Source organism: Gemmatimonadota bacterium (assembly GCA_026387915.1).
Lineage (GTDB): Bacteria > Gemmatimonadota > Gemmatimonadetes > Gemmatimonadales > Gemmatimonadaceae > Fen-1231.
On sequence record JAPLKS010000011.1, the window covers coordinates 137,548 to 157,991 of the forward strand.

The window sequence follows — 20,444 nt, forward strand, 5'->3', positions numbered from 1 at the left end:
CCCTGCCGAAAATCGCAATTGGACACGTGGATGCTTTCGCCGGACGTTCGGGGGAGTTGTTGGCCTCAGGATGGTGCGTCAGACTCACGGACGAGGTGACGCAGGCTGATAGGCCACGAGGCTGTAAGTCCTTTGCTGTCTTCACGTTGACTCTGGAGCACGCCGTGCCGTTCGAGCAAGGAAGCCCGACTGCCAGCGACATCGTTCTACCGCCCGCCCAAACGCAGCGCCCTGAGGGCGCTCGCGGGGTCGTCTTGGTTATTGATGACGAATCGGGTGTGCTCGGTGCCGTAGGGCGTATTCTCACCAAGTTCGGTTACCGTCCCCTTTTGGCGCTCGACGGCGTCGAAGGGCTCCGACTCTTCAACGAGCACGCCGACGAAATAGACGTCGTGGTGCTCGACTGGCACCTCCCAGCCCAATCCGGCCAGGACACGCTCGCGGCGCTACGAAGCCGTCAGCCCGATGTTCGGGTGGTGCTCGCCACCGGTGACCACGACGCCGAACTGACGTCGCTGGAGCGCACCCACATCGCTTGTCTGCTTCTCAAACCGTTTTCGGTTGCGGAGCTCATGATGGCGGTCGGAACGCTCGCGGCCGCGTAGCGGGGCTGATTTAGGCGCCGCGTTTGGCGGGCGGGAGCCAGCGGCGCAGTTCGCCCGAGAGCGCTTCCATTTGCTGCGCCATCTCAACGTTGCCCGCGCGCTCCTTGAACAGCGCATCGGTGATCGAGAGCGCGGCGAGAATGGCCGCGCGATTCGCATCCACCACGGCTCCGCTGGCCATCACGCCGCGAATCGCCTGATCCACGTGATCCGCCACCGCTCGCGTGTGCTCCGGCGTGGCGTCGCTCTTGATGGTGTACTCTTCGCCGTAGATGCTGATTTTGGTGCTGTGCTTGGGCGCGCTCATCGCGGATCCCCCACCTGCTGCTGGCGCAGGAACCGCACGCGATCGAGCATGCGGCGCGCGCGTTCCGCCGCCGTGTCGAGCCGCGCGCGCAGCCGGGCATTCTCCGCCTCGAGCTGCGCCACACGCTCCTCCGCCGCTTCGTCACCACCACCACCCTTCGTGGCAATCGCTTTGAGCCGCGACTCTGCCGTCAGCGCGCGCTTACGGAACGTGGCCAACTCCTCGCCCACATTGCGGACGAGCTGCTCCAACTCGCGGAACGCTTTCGCGTCAGGCCGTACGGGGGACGACATTCAGTTTCTGCTCCAACGTCTTGAGCAACTGGGACCGACGTCCGTCGATCTCCTTGTCGCGTAGAGTGCGCTCCGGATGGCGGAAGGTCAACCGCCACGCCAACGACCGCTTCCCCGCGGGCACGCCGGTGCCGCGGAATTCGTCAAACAGCACCAGGCGCTCGAGCATGTCGCCACTCGCGTCCCGAATGACCGCCTCCACCTCGGCGGCATCAAGGGCGTCGGGCACCAAGAGCGCCAGATCAAAGTCGGCGGCTGGCGTCACCGGCAACGGCAGGTAGCGCAACGGCACACCCGCGGCCGAGGCTGGGCGCGGCGCGTCATAGTTGTGCGTACCCGGCGGTGCCACATACGCGGCCGACATCTCGCCGAGCGTGAGTTCAATCCCGAATGTCGCCGCCGCCCATGCGGGCGCGTCGAGCGTCAGCTGCCCAACCACACCCACACGCGTTCCATCCACCTCAACGCGCCAGAGCGGCGTCAGCGCGCCAGCCGCTTCCCCTTCCGGCTTGACCAATGCAACGCGTGCGCCCGGCCAGGCGGCGCGCGCCATCACCTCGGCGAGGGCCTTGGCGTCCCACGCGTCGAACACCGGCGGCTGCGGTTCCGTGAAGTGCACGGGACGACGCAAACCCATGAGCAGCGCCCCCACGCGAATCTCTTCGCGAACGAGTGCCGCGCCGTCCTTGATGAACGACGTCCCAACCTCGAACAGCCGCAAGTTGCCCTGCATGCGCGAGAGGTTATACTCGGCCCGTCGTGACAGCGTCTCCACGAGGGAGGTGCGCAGGAACGGTTCGTCGTTGGCAAGCGGATTGTCCACGCGCACGAGCGAATCATCGTCGGAGCGCGTGTACGGGAGCGGTTTTGTTTCGAGCAATCCGGCGGCAGTGAGTGCGTCACGCACTCGGACCGACACCACATGCAACGGATGATCCGGCACCGTGCCGGGGCGCGCGCCCACGAGTGTGTCGGGGAGTCGGTCGTAGCCGCGCAGACGTGCGACGTCTTCAATCAAATCCACGTCGCGCGACACATCATGGCGCCACGACGGTGGCGTCACGGCGTACACGCCGGCACTGGCTTCGACCATCGCGAACCCGATACCCGTCAGCAGTGCTCGCGTTTCGGTAGCAGGAATGGAGTCGCCGAGCAAACGAGAAACGCGCGCCGCATCGAGTGACACCGCTGTACGGGGCGCCGGCGCCGCGCCGACAGACAGCACGGACTCGACCGTTGCACCAGCAAGGCGCGCAATCAGCCCGGCGCACAGGCGCGCCATCTCGCCGGTCGCGACATCATCAATGCCGCGCTCAAAACGATAGCTCGCGTCGGACGACATCCCCAGCGCACGCCGCGTGGCGCGCACCAGCGGCGCAGAGAAACTCGCCACCTCGAGCAGGATGTCGGTCGTTGTGTCGGTCACTTCACTGTCGCGTCCGCCCATGACGCCCGCAATCGCAATGGCGCGATCGGCGTCGGCAATCACCAGCATCTCCGGCGTGAGCTTGCGCTCTGCGCCATCGAGTGTGACCAGCGTCTCCCCCGCCTTCGCGCGACGCACGACAACCGTGTGACGCGAGAGCTTGGCGAGATCGAACGCGTGCGTGGGCTGGCCAAAACCGTGCAGCACGTAGTTGGTGGCGTCCACCACGTTGTTAATCGACCGCGACCCAATGGCCTCGAGCCGCTTCACGAGCCATTCCGGACTCGGACCCACCTTCACGCCGCGAATGACCACGGCGAAATAGCGCGGCGCACCGATGAGGTCCTCAATGCGGACCGTGATACCACCGACACTCGCCTCCGACGCGCCCGACGCCGCGGGCGCCGGCACCGGCGCGAGCGTATCGAGTTCCTCGGGGAGTCGGTGCGCGATTCCCGTGAGCGCTGCGACTTCGCGCGCCACGCCAAGATGCGAGAGCAAGTCAGGACGATTCGGCAATACATCCACTTCGAGCACCACATCCGAGAGCGGCAACACCTCGAGCAACGGCGTCCCCGGCGCGGCGTCCGTGTCGAGCGCGAGAATACCGTCATGCTCCTCGCCCAACCCGAGTTCGCGCGCCGAACAGAGCATGCCGTTGGAGGTGAAACCGCGAATCTTTTTCTTTTCGATCGTGAAGCCCGCAGGCATCAGCGTGCCACTGCGCGCAAACGGATAGATCGTGCCCACCGTCACATTCGGCGCGCCGCACACCACCTCGAGCAACGTGCCGCTCCCGTCGTCCACTTTATTGAACGAGAGTTTGGTGTCAGGAATCTTTTCGCTTTCCACCACGCGAGCCACCACGAAGGGCGCCAGGTCAGCGCGCGTGCGCGAGAGCCCCTCCACCGTCGCCACATGCGCAGTGAGAAGATCGCGCAGCTGCTCAGGGGTGAGCGTATGCGGAAGGAATGCCTTGAGCCAACCGTGCGAGATGTTCATCGGGAGAACTGCTCCAAAAAGCGCACGTCAGAATCGTAGAGAATGCGAATGTCGGGAATGCCGTGGCGCGCGAGTGCGGTGCGCCCCGGCCCAAGGCCAAAGGCCCAGCCGGTAAAGCGCGTGCTGTCGAGCCCCGCGCTCTCCAGCACCGCCGGATGCACGAGCCCGCTGCCGAGAATCTCAATCCAGCCGGACTGCTTACAGACCGAGCACCCCGATCCGCCGCACACACCGCAGCTCACGTCCATTTCGGCACTGGGTTCCGTGAACGGAAAATACGACGGGCGGAAACGAGTTTTGGTGCCCGGGCCAAAGAAGCGGCGCGCGAAGTGCGAGAGCGTGGCCTTGAGATCGGCAAAGGTGATCCCTTCGTCCACAACGAGTCCTTCGACCTGCGCAAAGGCCGGCGCGTGCGACGCGTCAAACGGATCGCGACGGTGCACGGTACCAGGAATCAGTACGCGCACCGGCGGCGGATAGGCTTGGAGCGTGCGCACTTGCACCGGTGACGTATGCGTGCGCAGCACGGTGTCTTTGCCGAGGTACAGGGTGTCGTGCAAATCCATGGCCGGATGATCGGCCGGAAAGTTGAGCGCGCCAAAGTTATACCACGCGTGTTCGGCTTCGGGGCCAAGGGCCACGGTGAAGCCCAACTCGCGGAAGATCTCGATAATCTCATCCACCACGAGCGTCACCGGATGCCGCGCGCCTTGCCAGGTGGCGCGTGCCGGCATGGTACCATCGATCTGCGGGCCCGTGCCGCGCGCGGTAGCCAACTCGGCTTGCCGTTCGTCGAGGAGCCGCTCGAGTTCCACCTTCACGGCGTTGGCGGCCTGCCCTGCCACGCGGCGGTCTTCCTTGGGGATTTCGCCGAGCGTTCCCATGATGGCGGTCAGGCGCCCGGCGGTGCGTCCCACGAGGTCGTTGCGCACCGCCGTCCACGCGTCGAGCGAGTCGGCGGCAGCGATACGCGCGGGGGCTTCGGCGGCGAGTGCCGAACAGGCGGAAGTGAAGTCGTCGAGAGTCACGGGATGGGTCGGTCGACGTGAGTGCGGCGTGGCGACGGTGGTCAGTCGTTCTCGGTTGACCGTTAACGGTTAACCGAAAACCGTCAACGTCAGTAGTCGTGCCTGTTAAACTAACGAGCGGCAGCGTGCCGAGGCACGCTGCCGCTCATCGAAACTAGTGCGAAACCTTACGCAGCAGCGAGAGCGGCGCGCGCCTTTTCGGCGAGCAGCGTAAACGCGGCCGGGTCGGAAATCGCCAGGTCGGAAAGGATCTTACGATCCACTTCGATACCGGCCTTCTTGAGGCCGTGCATGAAGGTGTTGTAGCTCATTTCGTGCGCGTGGGCCGCCGCGTTGATGCGGATGATCCACAGCTTCCGGAAATCGCGCTTCTTCGCCTTACGATCCCGGTAGGCATAGACCCAACCGCGCTCGACGGTTTCCTTTGCGGCCTTCCAGAGCTTGCTGCGTCCGCCAAAGGCACCCTTGGCGGCCTTCATGACCTGCTTCTTACGCTTGAGGCGTACGACGTTCGATTTTACGCGTGGCATAGTCGGTCTCCTTAGGCCTGCAGCAGGCGTCTGAGGTTCTTCGCCTCACCGTTCGTCTTGACCGTAGTCGGACGACGGAGCTGCCGCTTCCGCTTGGAAGTCTTCTTCGTGAGGATGTGGCTCTTGTAAGCCTTCAGGCGGCGAACCTTGCCCTTGGCGGTCACAGAGAAGCGCTTCTTTGCGCCCTTGTGGGTCTTCATCTTTGGCATAACACGCGCCTCGCTTATTTCGGCGTGAGAATCATGGTCAGGGCCTTTCCTTCCAGCCGCGCATCGGTCTCGATCTTTGCGATGTCGGCCAAGGCCTGGGCTACCCGCTCGACCACCGCACGCCCAAGCTCGGGATGCGCGATCTGGCGGCCTCGAAACATCAGCGTCACCTTCACCTTGTTCCCTTCTTCGATGAAGGTGCGCGCATGGCGCGTCTTCGTGTCGAAGTCGTGAATCTCAATGCCGGGACGGTACTTCACTTCCTTGAGCAGAATCACATGCTGCTTCTTTTTGGCGATCCGGGCCTGCTTCGCCATTTCGAACTTGTACTTGCCGAAGTCCATGATGCGGACAACGGGCGGTCGTGCCGCTGCGGCGACCTCGACGAGATCGAGTCCCAACTCCACCGCTTGTGACAGCGCGACGTCTACTTCCATGATGCCGAGCTGCGAACCATCGGCGCCGATTACGCGAACCGGGCTGATGCGGATCTGTCGATTGACGCGGGGGCCCCGCTTCGTGGTGTCCTGAATGACCAGTCTCCTCTAGACGACGAAAACAAAATCGCGGACCCTGTTCGGAGTCCGCGATACGAGACCGCCCGCGCAACCCATACGGAGGGCGACGTGGCGAGGCGTTTCGGACTCCTGCAGCTCGACGCCGCGTGACGCGGTGAAGGCCAAAGGGTGGATCGGGCCGCGAAGCCCAATCGCTTATCTTCGATTATCCGCTAAGCCTAAGCGAGCGAGGGCCTTGGGGCAAGGGGCCGAGGCGTATTCGCCCCGAGCCCGAGCAGCTCCCCAGCAACCGTTTTAGCGGTTACTCGTCCGCCAACTTATAGCCCTTCCCCTCATTCACCACTCGGCCCCACGGGTGCGTCGCGTCGTGCTCGAACACCGCCAACCAGCGCTCCGCGTCCATCTGGGCGAACAGCTCGCGCTTGGACTCCAGCGTCACGAGCGGCTCCACGTCGTAGCCCATGATCCAAGGCAGCGGCAGGTGGTAGGACGTTGGGCAGACGTCCGCGAGGAAACAGGCCACCTCCCCGCCTCCGTCGATCACCACGCTCTGATGGTGCGGCACGTGCCCCGGCGTGCGACGGACCGATATACCCGGCACGATCTCGCGATTGCCGTCGATCATGTCAAAGCGCCCTGCGGCAATGATGGAATCCCAGTTCACGCCAAAATAGCTCGCACCGGTGCGCTCGTTGGTGTGCGTGGCATAATGATGTTCGCCGGCCTGCACCACATACCGCGCGTTCGGGAAGGTCGGACGCACGACCCCCGCGGCATCAATCCACGTGTTGCCGCCGGCATGGTCAAAGTGCAGATGCGTGTTGATCACGAGCGCGACGTCTTCCACCCGGTGACCGAGGGCATGCAGCCCGTCTTCGAGCCAGGTGCGTGCCACGCCATCCGGCGCACTCCCGACATTCACGATGCCGTACATGTCTTTGAACTTCTCGGTGTCCTTATTTCCCGAGCCAGTGTCCACGAGCACCAGCCCGATATCGTGCTCAATGAGCAGGCAGCGCATTCCCATCGGGATGCGGTTGCGCGCATCGGCCGAGATGCGACGCTCCCACAATGGTTTGGGCACCACACCGAACATCGCACCGCCGTCGAGCATCAGGTCGCCAGCCTGAATGGCGTGCACGCGAAAACGACCAACAGAGCGGGAGACAGGAGCGGGCGGCTGTGAAGGCGTCATGGGGCGCGTTTGGACGTGGTGATGTGAAGGCCGTGGTGCAGGAACTGCGGTCTATGCCGAACGATATCGCGCGAGCTGCACTCAATCTATTTGAATCGCGTCAACCAGCTACGCGCCGTCTGCGCCATCCCCCGGCGCCGGCAGGGCGCGACGACGACGGCGCGCGACTCCCGTTCCACCGGCGAGCATCCGCTGCAACGCCTCAAACGTGTACACCCCCTGCCGTTCCGCGTCCTGCAGCAGCGCCAGCAACACCTGCGCCGTGGCGCGGGCATCGCCCGCCGCACGGTGCCGGTGCTCAATCGTCACGCCGTAGTGCACGCACATCGCGTCGAGGTTGCGGCGGGGTAAATGCTGGAGCAACCGCCGCGCGAGGCGCACGGTGCACAGCTGCGCCGTGGCCAACTGCGACAACGGATCGGCCGCTCCGAGGACGGTGGGGGCGAGCCGCCCAAACTCGGAGGAGAGAAAACCCCAGTCGAACTTGGCGTTATGTGCCACGAACACGCGTCCCACCAGTTGCTCCGCCAGTCCGCCAGCAATCTCGTCGAAGCCCGGAGCGTTCCGCACCATCGCATCGTCGATCCCCGTGAGACCGGTGATAAAGGGAGGAATCGAGCGCCGAGGATTGACCAAGGAATGGAACGCATCGCGCACCACACCTCGCTCCACGATGACTGCGGCGACCTCAGTCACGCGATGCCCAGCAAGCGCGCTCCCGCCCGTGGTCTCGACGTCCACAACAACAAAGGGCACCTGATCAAAGGCGGTGCCGTCCTCTGGGAGTGGACGCTGAGGTTGGTGAGTCACGTCAGGAGGTTACGGGAGGGATTGCCGCAAAGTGCAAGTGTATTGTAACTTGTGAAATCATTCACAAGCGGAATGGCCTTGAAACACATCGCCGAATCCACCGTCCGACGTCTGTCCGACTATCTCCGCTTCCTCGAGGAACTCGAGGCGCAGGGGCAGCAGACAGTCTCCAGTGGCGAGCTTGCCTCCCTCGGCGGAACCACGTCGGCGCAGGTCCGCAAAGACCTGTCGTTCTTTGGATCGTTCGGCAAACGTGGCCTCGGATACTCTGTGACGGCCCTCTCTCGCTCACTACGAGAAATCTTGGGGCTTGAGCGGACGTGGAAGGTGGCGATCATCGGTGGTGGCAAGATCGGCCGGGCGCTCGCCCAGTACAATGGCTTCCGCGTGCGTGGCTTTGACGTGGTGGCGGTGTACGATATCGACCCGGCACGCATTGGAGTCTCACTCGACGGCGTTGTCGTACGCGACCAACGCGAACTGGACGCCGATCTCAAGACGCTCGCCGTTGATATCGTGTTGCTCGCCGTCCCCGCCGAGGCCGCGCAGCCGCTGGTGGACCGCGTGACGTCGGCTGGCATTCGCGCCATTCTGAACTTTGCGCCGGTGCCGGTACAGGCCGCGAGCAACGTCGCGGTGCGCAGTGTGAACATGGCCCTTGAACTCGAGTTCTTGGCGTACGAACTCGTAAACCGGGACGCGTAGCGCTCCTTCCGAGACGACGCCGAACGCCCGTTCGCGCGCGCGTTCCGGCTCGACATCCCGCGTGTGTTAGCTTCGCGCGCGCAGCAGTCGAGCAAAGTCGTGCGGCGACAACACCTCTGGGCGTAGCATCGGATTGATCGCAGCCTTGCCGAGGAGTGCGGCCGCGTCCTCCGCTCCCCCGCCCCACAGTTCGCGCACCACGCGCGCCATCTGTTTGCGGCGCATGCCAAACGCCCCCTGCACCATCACGCGGAACGGTTCTTCTTCATCGGAGTTGATGACCGGCGTGTCGAGCGGTTCGATTTTCAGCACGGCACTTTCCACCTTGGGCGGCGGCGTAAAAGAGCCGGCCGCGACCTTGAACAGAATTTCCGCACGCGCAATGGCCTGCACGTTTGCGGAGAGCGCGCCATACGCCTCGGTCCCAGCGGCCGCGACCACCCGCTCGGCGACTTCGCGCTGCACGAGATAAATCGCGCGCCGCGGCCGCACGCGGCGCAGCGCGTGAAACAGAATGGGCGTGGTGATGTTGTACGGCACGTTGCCGGCAAGGAGAAAATCGTCGGTGCCCGCCGCGGCGGCGAGCGGTACGTCGAGCACATCCTTATCAATAATCGAGAGTCGCGGTTCGTCGGCGTAGGCATCGCGCAGGCGGCCGGCGAGGTCGCGGTCAATCTCAATGGCCACCACGCGTCCGGCGCGCTGGAGAAGCTGCTCGGTGAGCGCGCCGCGTCCGGGACCGATCTCCACCACGGTGTCCTGCGGCGTGGCCTGGAGCGCATCGGCGATGCGCGCGAGGATGCGCGGATCGGTAAGAAAATGCTGGCCGAGGTGTTTGCGCGGCCGCGGAAAGTTATCGCTCACGGGTTGCGGCTCAGTTCCGGAGCACGACGATCGCTTGATCGTCGGCCGGCACGCCGCCCCCCATGTGGCCTTCGAGCAACGCGAATACGCCGTCAACGATGCGCGACGGTCCGTCGCGCCGCCGAGCACGCGCCACCTCGAGCACCTGCTGTTCGCCGAGCACCTTGCCGTCGTCGTCGCGTGCATCGCTGATGCCGTCGGTGAACAGCAGGAGCACGTCGCTGCCGCGGGTCCACGCGGTTTCGGCTGTCGTCGGCGCCTTGGAACCGAGCCCGAGCGGTGCGTCGGAAGCAGCGAGTCGCTCGGCGGTGCCGTCAGCGCGCAACACAAAGGCGTGCGGGTGTCCGGCATTGGCGAATCGCACAACGCCGGCCGCGGGGTCTATCACGACGTAGCAGATGGTGAGGAACATCTCGGTCTGCCGCAGTTCGTCGGAGAGGCTCTCGCGCAGCGCATCGAGTGCGGCGGCCGGGTCGAGATGCGACTGCGCGTGGATCGCCATCGCGCTCATCGTCAGCGCCATGATGAGCGCGGCCTGATAGCCGTGACTCGACACATCGCCAATGAGCACGCCGGTGCGCCCCTGCCCCAGCTTGAACAGCTGGTAGAAATCGCCACCGACATGTTCCGCAGGCTCCACACGCGCCGCGCACTCCGCGTCCGGCGCGAGCGACGACGGCGCAGGCAGGAGTCGCATCTGCAACTCATGCGCCATTTGCATTTCGTGAGCGAGGCGCTCCTGAGCCACCGACGCTGTTACGAGGCGGTCAATCTGAATTGCGGTGCCAATCTGCGTGGCGATTGCAGCCAGCAGTTTTTGGTCGCCGGCACTGAACGGCTCGTTGCCGCGCGGCGCCGACAGCGACACCACGCCCAATGGGATGCTCCCCTGCGGCGTGGTCCAGAGCACGGGGACGGCGAGCATCGCGCCACGGCGCACAAGCGCCTCGCGGGCACCGCCCGGCTCGTCGGGCGGGGCGAGATGCGGACGCCGCTCGCGAAAGACTCGCACGAGAATGCTGGTCTCGTCGTCCACGGCCACTGGAGGCAGGGCGGCCGCATCGGCGCCGAGCACGGCCACCGGGTGCAAGAGGCCGCGTGGTGCATCGTGCACATAGATCGCGCCCAGGCCGGCGCCTACCGTGTCGCAAATCTCATGTAGGATGGTCGCCGCAGCATCCGCGAGCGTGACGGTACGGCCGAGGATCTCGCCAATAGAGTAGAGGAGATTGATTTCCTCCCAACTCTCGGTGAGTTGCCTCGCGGCCAGTTCGGCCTCTCGCCGAAGCCGCTCCACGTCTACGCCGTGCGCGTTCACGGACGTCGCAGGGTGAGGCGCACGACGTTCCCGCCGTCGCTGAAGCGTTCCACGTCATCCATCAGGCGGCGCATCAGAAAGAGACCACGCCCGTCTTCGCGCCAGAGGTTTTCTTCGGTGGTGGGATCATCGGTGCAGGCCTCGAGGTCGAATCCATCGCCTTCGTCGCGCACCTCGAGCACTAAAACACTCGCATCCACGTGGGCGCGCACATGCACCGAACGATCGCGCGACTCGCGGTTGCCACGCAGAATCGCGTTCGACAGCGCCTCCGTGAGCGCGACCGGGACGTTCAGCGCGAGATGCCGACGGGGAAAGTCCGCCGCCGCACAGCGGCGGACGACTTCGTCCACGATATCCGTGATGTACTGGATATCGCTGGGAATGCGCACGTCAAGATCGGCGAGCGCCGGCAACGCCTCCACTCAGAAACTCTCGAGAGCGCGCTCGCGCGACTCGGAGATCTGGAACAGCGTATCGAGTTTGGTGAGTTCGAACAGGGTCTGCAGATCTTCATTGAGATTGGCGAGGCGAAGATCGCCGCCCATCTCACGGACCTTCTTGGACATGGACACGAGGACGCCAAGGCCAGAGCTGTCGATGTAGCTCGTCCGGCCGAAGTCGACCAACACTTTGCGCGCGCCCTTATCGAGTTGCTCAAGCACCTTCGACTTGAGCTCCTGTCGATTGCTGACAATCAACTGCCCCTCAACTTCGACGATATTGACGTCGCCGTGCTGCGTAACCGTGAAGGTCATTGGGATCGATCCTCGGAGGAGGTGCGTCACGCACCGCTGGGGGGTGCCGCGGCGCGCGTGGCCTGCATGGCCGTGACGACCGCTACGTGAAAGATGGCATCGGCGTCCGCTCCGCGCGAGAGATCAGACACCGGTTTCGCGAGTCCTTGTAACACCGGACCGATCGCCATGGCGCCGGTGAGCCGTTCCGTGAGCTTGTATGCAATATTCCCTGCGTCAAGCGATGGAAAGACCAGCACATTGGCGCGACCGGCCACCGTGCTCCCTGGCGCCTTGCGTGCGGCCACATCCGCGATGAGCGCGGCGTCGCCCTGCAACTCACCGTCGCAGGCCAGTCGCGGCTCGCGCTCGCGCACCATCCGGAGCGCCTCGCGGATCACCGCAATAGAGCCCGCATCCCCACCCGAGCCCATGGTGCTGTAGGACAAGAAGGCCACGCGCGGCTCGTCGCCAACAATGCGGCGGCGCGCCTCCGCCGCGGCAAGGGCGATGTCGGCCAGCTGTTCGGCCGTCGGCTGCGGGACGACGGCGCAGTCGGTGTACGTCAGCACTTCGGCAGTCTGACCGCGAAAGGGCGGAACGCACAGGTAGAACGCGCTCGACACGGTCCGCACGCCGGTCGCCGGCCCAATGAGCCAGAGTGCATTGCGAATGACGTCCGCCGTCACGCGCACGGCGCCGGCCACGGCGGCGTCCACATCGCCCGCCCGGAGCAAATAGGTCGCAAAGGTGAGCGGGTCGCGGGCCATGCGCTGCGCATCATCGCGCGACAGGGACTGCTTGGCACGCAGCTGCACTAGGAGGTCGGTCAGCGAGTCCACGCGCGGATCGGCGGACGGGTCCACGCATTCGAGGCCCGTGGCGTGGGCTGCGGCATGCCCGTGCTTGGCGGCCGGATCGAGCACCAACACTGGCGTGGCCACGCCCTCGCGCTCCAGCCGCACCGCCGCTTCGAGGACGCGTGGATCAGCCGCTTCCGAGAAAGCGACGCGCGCTCCGAGCTGCGACGCACGCGCGCGGAGCTGCGCGAGGAAGCTCACGTGCGCGGAAACTTCGCCCGAAGCGCCGCAGCGACCGTCGGGTGCACGAGGTTCGTGACATCCCCGTGGAAGCGCGCGATCTCCCGCACCAAACTCGAACTGATATAGGTGGTATCGAGCGAGGGCACCATGAACACCGTTTCCATTTCTGGCGCGAGGTGTCGGTTCATCAGCGCCATTTGATATTCGTATTCAAAATCGCTCACCGCGCGCAGGCCACGAATAATGAGGCGCACACCACTCGTGCTCGCAAAATCCACCAACAATCCGCTGAACGATCGGACCTCCACACGCGGATCATCTTCCACCGCCGCGCGGATGAGCGCGGTGCGTTCATCGACGGTGAAGACCGGTTGCTTGGACAGGTTTACGGCAACCGCCACGATCACGCGATCCACAAAGCCGAGGCTACGTTTGATCAGGTCGGCATGGCCGTTCGTGATCGGGTCAAAGCTGCCGGCATACATCGCAACATTCGTGGTGGGCACTAGGTCGCTCGGTAAATGGTGATGGCGCTGTCGCCATATCGACGCACATCGCCGCCATCTGGTAATGTCGCACGGGCTTCGTGCTCTACCCCGAAAATGGTGGCAAACGGCGCCGCTAGCCAGCACTCGGCCACCTGCGCGGCCAGTCCTAGGCGATACGGTGGATCGGCAAAGCATACGTCATACGCGCGAACCCCGTCTGGGGTTCGTAACCGCTCCGCAAAGCGCAGGGCGTCGCCCCGGTGCGTCGCACAGCGAGATCCGGCCTCAAGCCCCTCGACGTTGCTGAGCAGCACGCGCAACGTCCGGGCGTCGGCCTCCACGAAATCGACCCATCGCGCCCCGCGGGAGAGCGCCTCGAGGCCGAGGGCGCCCGTTCCGGCGAACAAATCGAGCACGCGCGCGTCCGGCAACTCGTGCTGCACGATGCTCATCCAGGCCTCGCGCACACGATCGGCCGTCGGGCGCACGGGCCCGCTCTTGGGCGCGGCAATCCGTCGCCCGCGCCATTCACCGGCAATGATTCTCATCGAAAATCAGAGACGGCGAGTTGCAACGAGGATCGCCCGCGGTACTCGTTGCGTTCGAGTTTGCAGGCGAGGTCCAGCACGACGCCGGGGCGCACCTCTCCCGCTCTCGGCGCGAGCCCCCATCCCACCGCCTCAAGCGGCCCTGCCGGGCCATCGACGGTGAACTTCAGACCGTCCGCGCCGATCTTGGTGGGCGACGACGCGACGCGCACGCCGCGTATGGCGAACACGGGACCCGGATTGCCCACACCAAATGGCTCGAGGTGGCGGAGCACCTTCTCGAGATCGTCGGTGGCGTCCGCGAGCGGCAACTCGAGATCGACGCGCAGATCGCGGACGAGGTCGTCCGGCGTGAGCTGCGCACGCGCCACCTCGTTGAAGCGCTCGGCAAACGCCGGAATCTGCTCGGGTGCCACCGTGAGCCCCGCCGCCGCACGGTGGCCGCCGTGCTTCACGAGGAGGTCGGTGCATGCGCTGAGGGCGGCGTGCAGGTCGAAGGCGGCAATCGAACGGCCGCTTCCCTTGCCCACGCCGTCCTTGACGGCAATCAGGAAAACGGGGCGTGCGGTCTGTTCCACCACGCGCGACGCCACAATCCCAATCACCCCCGCGTGCCACGACGCATCGGCCAGCACAATGCCCCACGTGGAGTCGAGATCGAGCGCGTCCACGCGCCGCATCACGTCGTCGAGCATGCGGCGATCCATCTCCTGACGCTCGCGATTCATCTCTTCGCAATGGCGCGCGATCGCGTTGGCCTCATCGTCGGTGTCGGCCAGCAGCAGCTCAACACCGCGAATGGCGCGATCGAGCCGCCCGAGGGCATTGAGCCGCGGCGCGAGAATGAATCCCACCCGTCCTGCCGTGATGTCCTTGCCTTCGAGGCCGGAACTCCGCACCAGCGCGCGGATTCCCGCACTCTTGGATTCGCTCAGGAGCGCCAGCCCGCGCCGCACGAAGATGCGATTCTCGCCCCGAAGCGGGGCCACGTCCGCCACCGTCGCCATCGCCACTAGGTCGAGCTGATTGTAGACGACATTCTCGTTGCCGCCCATCTCGCGCGTGAGGGCGAGCGCCAACTTGAACGCCACGCCGACGGCGGCCAAATCTTTATCCGGATATTCGCAATCCACACGGCGTGGGTTCAGCACGGCGTATGCGGGCGGCAACGGGCCGCCCGGGAGATGATGGTCCGAGATAATGAGATCGATGCCGGCCGCTTTGAGTTCTACTGCCGGTGCATGCGCGGTGGTGCCGCAATCACAGGTCAGCAACACCGTTGCACCGGCCGCTTGGGCCGCCGCCACACCAGCCGCGCCAAGATCGTAGCCGTCTTTTTGACGATCGGGAATAAACGGCACCACCTTCCCACCGAGCGCTCGCATCGAACGGGTCATGACGGCGGTGGAGCACATGCCGTCCACGTCGTAGTCCCCGTGCACGAGAATCGTTTCGCCGGCCCGCACGGCGCGCGCGAGCCGCTCAACCGCGCGTGGCAGATCCTGCATCAGCGCGGGATCATGCAGTTGTTCGAGTTGCGGCCGGAGAAACCGCTTGGATTGTTCCACGTCCCCGTATCCGCGTGCCACTAACAAGCGGCAGAGCGGCAACGGAAGTTTGAGCGTGTCAGACAGCGCCCGCGCCGTGCCCTCATCGGGTGACGGCGCGTTCGTCCAGCGCGTGGCCGGCCGCGCTCTCACGCCTGGTAGTACATCAGCACGCCGCAGGCCTCGCACAACTCAATGACGCCAACGGCGGTCACCACGTGGCGCCGCTGCATGGGAATCGACGTATCGCAGTTGCCGCACGACATACCGCGCATGGCAAACACGGCTTCGGTGCGCTTGCGGCTCCGGATGCGGTCGTATTTGGCCACGAGCGCCGCCGGTACCTTTGCCGCCGAGGCATCGCGGGCGGCCTTTGCGACGGCCATTTCGCCGTCAACCTCCGCGCGCTCCGCGGCCACTTCAGCGCGAGCCGTCTCCTGCTCGGCTTCAATCGCCGCCAGTTCGGTCTGCTGCGTGTGCAGGATACCGCGCGCTTCATCAAGCTTGCGGTTGATGACGAGCAGATCGCTCTCCTCGGTGGCGACAATCCGGCGGGCCTGTTCCATCTGGGCCACCGCGGCCGTTGCCTGCTTCATGTTCGTCACCGCATCCATCTGCGCCTGATTGCGCTCGATGAGCTGCTTGTGCTCCGCGATTTTATCGCGCACGTACGCCTGCTTCTTTTCCTCTGCCGACATCGCGGCGGTGCTGCGCGCCACGGCGTCGAGCGAGCGCTGTCGGCGCTGATCGAGTTCACGAATGCGCGGTTCAAGCGCGGACAGCCGCGTTTCGAGCCCGCCGATCACCACGTCATCCGCCTGCAATTCCAACAAGGCTTCGAGATCCGTCTGCACTACCCCTCCAGGAAAGTTGCCCGTGCCCTACCTGTCACCCCTTACGACTTCTTCCGCACTACGGCCCACGCATCGCGTGGGTCCAGCGCAATCGCTTCTCGCCGCAACGCGGCTTTCTCCTGCAGCAACGCCGCCTTCTCATCCTCGCCCGCCAGCGGCAGAATGCGGTCAATGTCGTCGATGCGGTCCCGGAACTGCCGCGACTGCAAGCTACGCAGTGCTTGCTCCATCGTCTGCGGGCCGTTTACCATTGCCCCTGGCTCGGCACGGAGGAGCTCCACCGTGCGAATGGACTCTGGGTCGAGACTTTCCGCGAGTCGCTCAATGGAAATATCCGTCCCAGACTCCGCGACCGCCTCTGAGATTGCTCCAAAGATGGCGGCATACACCGGGTCACGAAACACGCCGTCGGTGCCGTGTGCCTCCATATCCAGTGGGGCCGCATCCCCACGCGCCTCGTCGAGCCGCCCCACCGCCTCCACAATTTTTTCCACCGAGCCCGGATCCAGCAGCATCACACTGATCAGAGCGCGCTCCGCGGTGACTTCGCGTGCTGGGGGGCGCACCAACCGTACCGGCGCGACGTGATGCACTTCCTCCCCTTCATCCGGCTCGGGTGGAAGCGGCGTTTCGTCGCGGCGCGCCACCGGCTTGGCGGCGCGCTTGGGCACCTGCTCCACCTCACGCATCAGCACAGCGCGGTCGATGCCAGACGCGGTGCTCACCCGTTGCACATACAAATCGCGCGTAATGGGATCGCTGGTGGCGCGGATCGTCGGCAGCACGGCATCGAGCGCGCGGCGTTTGCGCCGCAGATCGCTGAACCAGCCGCCGCGCTCGAGGAGTTGCACCTTGCGGTCAAAAATGTCCATGGCGCTGGCGAACAATCGTTCCATCGCCTCACGACCATGCTTCGCCACGAACGTATCGGGGTCGTCGCCATCTGGGAGCGTCACAACGCGCACGGTCATCCCGCGCGAGAGGAGCACGTCGGCCGCGCGGAACGTCGCCTTCTGCCCCGGCGCGTCACTGTCGTAGAGCAGGATCGCCGTCTTGGAGTTGCGCACGAGCAAATCGGCCTGTTGTTCGGTGAGCGCCGTCCCCATCGGAGCGACCACCGACTCAATGCCGGCGTCCACCAAACGCACGACGTCGAAATACCCTTCGACGAGCACCACCTGCTCATCCTTGCGAATGGCGGTGCGTGCCGCGCCCAAGTTGTAGAGCAGCTGCCCCTTACTGAACGCGCGATTCTCCGCAGAGTTGAGATACTTCGGCTCGCCGGGTCCGAGCAACCGCCCACCGAATCCCACAGTGTGGCCAGAGGGATCGAGAATCGGAAAAATCAGCCGGTCGCGGAATCGCGGCCGCGGTTCCTCAATTTCTTCGCGCTTTACCAATAGGCCGGCGTCGAGCAATCGCGCGTCGTCAAAACCGAGGCCATTGAGGTACGTGCGCATCAAGCCGAGCTCGCGCGGCGCAAAGCCAATACCAAAACGATCCGCCGTCGCTCGCGAGATAGTACGGCGCGCCAAGTATTCCCGCGCCTGCGCGCCGAACTCGCTGTTCCAGAGCATCTCCGTAAACCACGCGGCGACGGTGGCATTCAGTTCCCACAACGGCTCGCGCGGATCGGGGCCTTCACGATGCTTTTGTACGTCAATAACTTCGATGCCCGACTTCTCGCCGACGTACTTCACGGCCTCCACAAAGTTGAGCCCAAGCCGTTTCTGCACGAAGGTGAAAACCGATCCCTTCTCACCGCACACGAAGCACGTATAGCCCCGCCCAGGGACGACCGAGAAGTTCGCGTTGGTCCCCTGGTGAAATGGGCAGGGCCCGCGGTACACGGACCCCGTTTTCTTGAGTTTGACGTGCTCGCTGATGATGGCCACGATATCCGCGGCCTGCGCCACCTGTTCTACCACGTCATCGGGGATCATCCGAGCTCCACGATCGTGGCGCCAGCGCCGCCTTCGTTCCACGCACCCAAGCGGAACGATTTCACTCGCCGATCACCCTTCAACAATTGCGCCACTGTTTCGCGCAGCGCCCCGGTTCCTTTGCCGTGAATGATCGTGATCAACGCCAAGTCAGCGCGCACGGCCGCATCAATGGCCTGCAGCACCACGTCCTGCACTTCGCTTACGCGGAATCCACGCACATCGACATCGCGCTGTACCGCCAGCTCGGGCTCATCCCCCGTGCGCACCGACACGCGCTCCAGCGGTTCGAGCTTCTTTCGTGACACGGGGCGGAGTGTGTCGCGCGGCACCGTCAGCTTAAGCGCGCCGACGTTCACAACGGCATCCGCACCGCGCAGTTCAAGCACGGTACCGGCCTTCCCGTTGAGGGTGGCCACCGAGACGATCGCGCCAACCACAATGTCGCCCGACACCGGCGCCTCGTCGCGCGCGGCGTGGAGCGCTTCGCGCCGCGATTCCGCATCGAGTGCGGACACGCGGGCCGCCGACTCCGATGCCAGCTGTTCCGCCGCGCGTCGCGCGTCGGCCCCTGCGGCATCAATCTGCGCCGCGCCGGCCGATTTCAGTTCCGCAATGGTGCGTTCGATTTCAGCGCGCGCTTCGAGCAGATATCGCCGCTGCTCCGCACGCGCGTTGCGTTCCAACTCCCGCTCCTTCTCACGCACCGTCCGCTCGCGGTCTGCCACCCGCTGTGCCCGCTCTTTCACATCGCCGTCATGCTCGGTGACGCTGCGTTCACGCTCGGACACCGCATCCTGCCGCCGCTCCAGATCTTCCAGTAGCGCCGCGACATCGCGTTCCCCTTTTGGCACGCGCTGCTCCGCATTCTGCAGCACCGATTCAGGCATAGAGAGTCGACGCGCGATGCTGAGCCCATACGAGCGACCCGGGATGCCCTTGATGAGGCGGTAGGTGGGCGCCAGCGCCACGGCATCAAACTGCAACGACGCGTTGACCACCCCCGGCACTTCATGCGCAATTTCTTTGAGCGCTCCGAGGTGCGTCGTCGCGATGGTGGTGGTCCCTCGCGTCGTGAGCTCCTCGAGAATCGCGCCGCCCAGTGCAGCCCCTTCTATTGGATCGGTCCCCGAGCCCAGCTCGTCGGCCAACACGAGCGAGTCGCGCGTCGCATCGCGGACGATCTCGGTGAGGTTCCGCAAATGCGCACTGAATGTGGAGAGCGAGGCCTCAATCGACTGCTCGTCGCCAATGTCCGCAAAGCACCGATCAAACACCGCGAGCCGTGATTCCGGCGCCGCCGGCGCCGGAATTCCGGCCTGCGCCATCATCGACAGCAACGCGAGCGCTTTGAGCAGCACGGTCTTGCCGCCCGTGTTGGGCCCCGACACCAACAAAGTGTGCTCGCCGGGATCCATCGTCAGATCAAAGGGCACCACGCTCGTTTTATCGCGCGCGAGCAACAACGGATGGCGCCCCTGTACAATCGCAAAACCGGAGCGCGGCGCGGCCAGCACCACCGGCGCGCATGCAAATGCCTCGGCGTAGCGAGCCCGCGCGTAGAGGGCGTCGAGCGTCACGAGTGCGTCGAGCGCCGCCAGCAACGCCTCGCGATGCGGGCGTAAGCGCTCCGTCACCTCGCGCAGGATGCGATCCGTCTCCCGGTACTCTTCGGCTTCCATCTCGCGAATGCGATTCCCCGCCTCCACCGCCGCCGGTGGCTCCACAAACACCGTGCCGCCCGTTCCCGACGTGTCGTGCACAATGCCGCCAACGGCCCCTCGACCCTCGCGCCGCACCGGGATCACATAGCGGCCATTCCTGAGCGTGACCGACGCGTCGTCCACACGGTGATGCGCCTCGAGCTTCGACATCAACCGTTCCAGCAGCCGCACCAGATCGGCCTCGGCGCCTCGCAGTTCACGCCGCAAGCGGCGGAGTAGCGGCGAGGCATCATCGCGAACCACGCCCTCGTCGGTAATGACGCGGTCAATCTCCTTTTCTGTGGCGGCGTCACGCACGAGCTGCATGGCAATCTGCGCGAGCGGCGCGAGCACGGCAGCGTCGCGCGACGGATCCTGCAACGCATCGCGCGTGCGGCGGGAACTCGCGAGCAACGTGACCGCCGCGCGCAGTTCGAGCCCGGTCCACCCAGTTCCCGGCACGCGCAGACGCGCCAAGGGCTCTGCGAGGTCTGGGATGACTTCCGACGCCCACCCATTCTTCCCCGTGACCAACGCGCGCATCGCCGCCACGCGCTGGTGCTCCGCGACGATCTCGGCGCGCTCCGTCGACGGAAACAGCTCGCGCACCCGCGCAGCGCCCGCCTCGCTCGACGCGTAGCCCGCCACGAGGTCGAGCACGCGGTGAAACTCGAGCACGCCCAGGGCGTGCGTCAGGCCCGGCGCTGGCACAGCAGGGGGAGTACGAAAAAGCCCGAGCGGGCGATCTGAATCGCTCGTTCGGGCTTGTTC

Annotated in this window: 22 protein-coding genes; 2 read left to right on the forward strand and 20 right to left on the reverse strand. The window is 65.1% G+C overall.

The features are described 5' to 3' along the window. Positions 1-164: 164 nt before the first annotated feature. A complete protein-coding gene (locus NTZ43_06475; protein ID MCX5766851.1) occupies positions 165-605 on the forward strand; it encodes a response regulator in 441 nt (146 codons plus the stop codon). 10 nt (positions 606-615) lie between these two features. Here NTZ43_06475 and NTZ43_06480 read toward each other — a convergent pair whose 3' ends face one another. The 9 genes from NTZ43_06480 to NTZ43_06520 form a co-directional block, all read right to left on the reverse strand. Further along, entirely contained in the window at positions 616-912 is a 297-nt protein-coding gene (locus NTZ43_06480; GenBank protein MCX5766852.1) for a cell division protein ZapA, read from the reverse strand. Further along, entirely contained in the window at positions 909-1,205 is a 297-nt protein-coding gene (locus tag NTZ43_06485) for a hypothetical protein (protein MCX5766853.1), read from the reverse strand. Before NTZ43_06485 ends, NTZ43_06480 begins: the two co-directional genes overlap by 4 nt. Then, a complete protein-coding gene (pheT, locus tag NTZ43_06490) occupies positions 1,183-3,633 on the reverse strand; it encodes a phenylalanine--tRNA ligase subunit beta (GenBank protein MCX5766854.1) in 2,451 nt (816 codons plus the stop codon). Before pheT ends, NTZ43_06485 begins: the two co-directional genes overlap by 23 nt. Beyond that, positions 3,630-4,661, reverse strand: coding sequence for a phenylalanine--tRNA ligase subunit alpha (pheS, locus tag NTZ43_06495; GenBank protein ID MCX5766855.1), 1,032 nt, complete (start codon positions 4,659-4,661; stop codon positions 3,630-3,632). The genes pheT and pheS overlap by 4 nt, the downstream gene beginning before the upstream one ends. 167 nt (positions 4,662-4,828) lie before the next feature. Continuing rightward, complete coding sequence (gene rplT / locus NTZ43_06500; protein ID MCX5766856.1) at positions 4,829-5,191, reverse strand: 50S ribosomal protein L20; 363 nt, start codon at positions 5,189-5,191, stop codon at positions 4,829-4,831. Positions 5,192-5,202: 11 nt separating this feature from the next. Next, the gene (rpmI, locus tag NTZ43_06505) at positions 5,203-5,400 is read right to left on the reverse strand and encodes a 50S ribosomal protein L35 (GenBank protein ID MCX5766857.1); all 198 of its coding nucleotides are present in this window, start codon (positions 5,398-5,400) and stop codon (positions 5,203-5,205) included. A gap of 14 nt (positions 5,401-5,414) precedes the next feature. Next, positions 5,415-5,933: a translation initiation factor IF-3 gene (gene infC, locus NTZ43_06510; protein MCX5766858.1), complete on the reverse strand. Its 519-nt coding sequence runs from the start codon at positions 5,931-5,933 to the stop codon at positions 5,415-5,417. A 286-nt stretch (positions 5,934-6,219) separates the two neighbouring features. Next, positions 6,220-7,113 (reverse strand): MBL fold metallo-hydrolase, encoded by an 894-nt coding sequence (locus NTZ43_06515; GenBank protein ID MCX5766859.1) that lies wholly within the window; start codon positions 7,111-7,113, stop codon positions 6,220-6,222. Between the two features lie 108 nt (positions 7,114-7,221). Further along, the gene (locus NTZ43_06520) at positions 7,222-7,923 is read right to left on the reverse strand and encodes an exonuclease domain-containing protein (protein ID MCX5766860.1); all 702 of its coding nucleotides are present in this window, start codon (positions 7,921-7,923) and stop codon (positions 7,222-7,224) included. Positions 7,924-8,001: 78 nt separating this feature from the next. Between NTZ43_06520 and NTZ43_06525 the strand changes: the two genes are divergently transcribed. Beyond that, on the forward strand, positions 8,002-8,628 hold the full coding sequence (locus tag NTZ43_06525) for a redox-sensing transcriptional repressor Rex (protein MCX5766861.1): 627 nt from the start codon (positions 8,002-8,004) through the stop codon (positions 8,626-8,628). Positions 8,629-8,694: 66 nt separating this feature from the next. On the opposite strand, the gene rsmA is transcribed toward NTZ43_06525, so the two are convergent. The 11 genes from rsmA to NTZ43_06580 are packed head-to-tail and all read right to left on the reverse strand — an operon-like array spanning position 8,695 to position 20,384. Then, entirely contained in the window at positions 8,695-9,492 is a 798-nt protein-coding gene (gene rsmA / locus NTZ43_06530; protein ID MCX5766862.1) for a 16S rRNA (adenine(1518)-N(6)/adenine(1519)-N(6))-dimethyltransferase RsmA, read from the reverse strand. 10 nt (positions 9,493-9,502) lie between these two features. Next, positions 9,503-10,810, reverse strand: a complete 1,308-nt coding sequence (locus tag NTZ43_06535; GenBank protein ID MCX5766863.1) for a SpoIIE family protein phosphatase — start codon at positions 10,808-10,810, stop codon at positions 9,503-9,505. After that, positions 10,807-11,235 (reverse strand): ATP-binding protein, encoded by a 429-nt coding sequence (locus NTZ43_06540; protein MCX5766864.1) that lies wholly within the window; start codon positions 11,233-11,235, stop codon positions 10,807-10,809. Before NTZ43_06540 ends, NTZ43_06535 begins: the two co-directional genes overlap by 4 nt. Further along, positions 11,236-11,568 carry an STAS domain-containing protein gene (locus NTZ43_06545; protein ID MCX5766865.1) on the reverse strand — a complete coding sequence of 111 codons (333 nt, stop codon included), beginning with the start codon at positions 11,566-11,568 and terminating at the stop codon, positions 11,236-11,238. It abuts the gene before it with no gap. A gap of 26 nt (positions 11,569-11,594) precedes the next feature. Then, complete coding sequence (gene pta, locus NTZ43_06550) at positions 11,595-12,608, reverse strand: phosphate acetyltransferase (protein ID MCX5766866.1); 1,014 nt, start codon at positions 12,606-12,608, stop codon at positions 11,595-11,597. Then, on the reverse strand, positions 12,605-13,075 hold the full coding sequence (gene coaD / locus NTZ43_06555) for a pantetheine-phosphate adenylyltransferase (GenBank protein ID MCX5766867.1): 471 nt from the start codon (positions 13,073-13,075) through the stop codon (positions 12,605-12,607). The genes pta and coaD overlap by 4 nt, the downstream gene beginning before the upstream one ends. A gap of 20 nt (positions 13,076-13,095) precedes the next feature. Next, positions 13,096-13,626 (reverse strand): 16S rRNA (guanine(966)-N(2))-methyltransferase RsmD, encoded by a 531-nt coding sequence (gene rsmD, locus NTZ43_06560; protein ID MCX5766868.1) that lies wholly within the window; start codon positions 13,624-13,626, stop codon positions 13,096-13,098. Beyond that, the gene (recJ, locus tag NTZ43_06565) at positions 13,623-15,326 is read right to left on the reverse strand and encodes a single-stranded-DNA-specific exonuclease RecJ (protein ID MCX5766869.1); all 1,704 of its coding nucleotides are present in this window, start codon (positions 15,324-15,326) and stop codon (positions 13,623-13,625) included. Before recJ ends, rsmD begins: the two co-directional genes overlap by 4 nt. Continuing rightward, positions 15,323-16,027: a hypothetical protein gene (locus NTZ43_06570; protein ID MCX5766870.1), complete on the reverse strand. Its 705-nt coding sequence runs from the start codon at positions 16,025-16,027 to the stop codon at positions 15,323-15,325. The genes recJ and NTZ43_06570 overlap by 4 nt, the downstream gene beginning before the upstream one ends. A gap of 41 nt (positions 16,028-16,068) precedes the next feature. Further along, complete coding sequence (gene dnaG, locus NTZ43_06575; protein ID MCX5766871.1) at positions 16,069-17,970, reverse strand: DNA primase; 1,902 nt, start codon at positions 17,968-17,970, stop codon at positions 16,069-16,071. Then, entirely contained in the window at positions 17,967-20,384 is a 2,418-nt protein-coding gene (locus tag NTZ43_06580; protein ID MCX5766872.1) for a Smr/MutS family protein, read from the reverse strand. The genes dnaG and NTZ43_06580 overlap by 4 nt, the downstream gene beginning before the upstream one ends. Between the last annotated feature and the right edge of the window lie 60 nt (positions 20,385-20,444).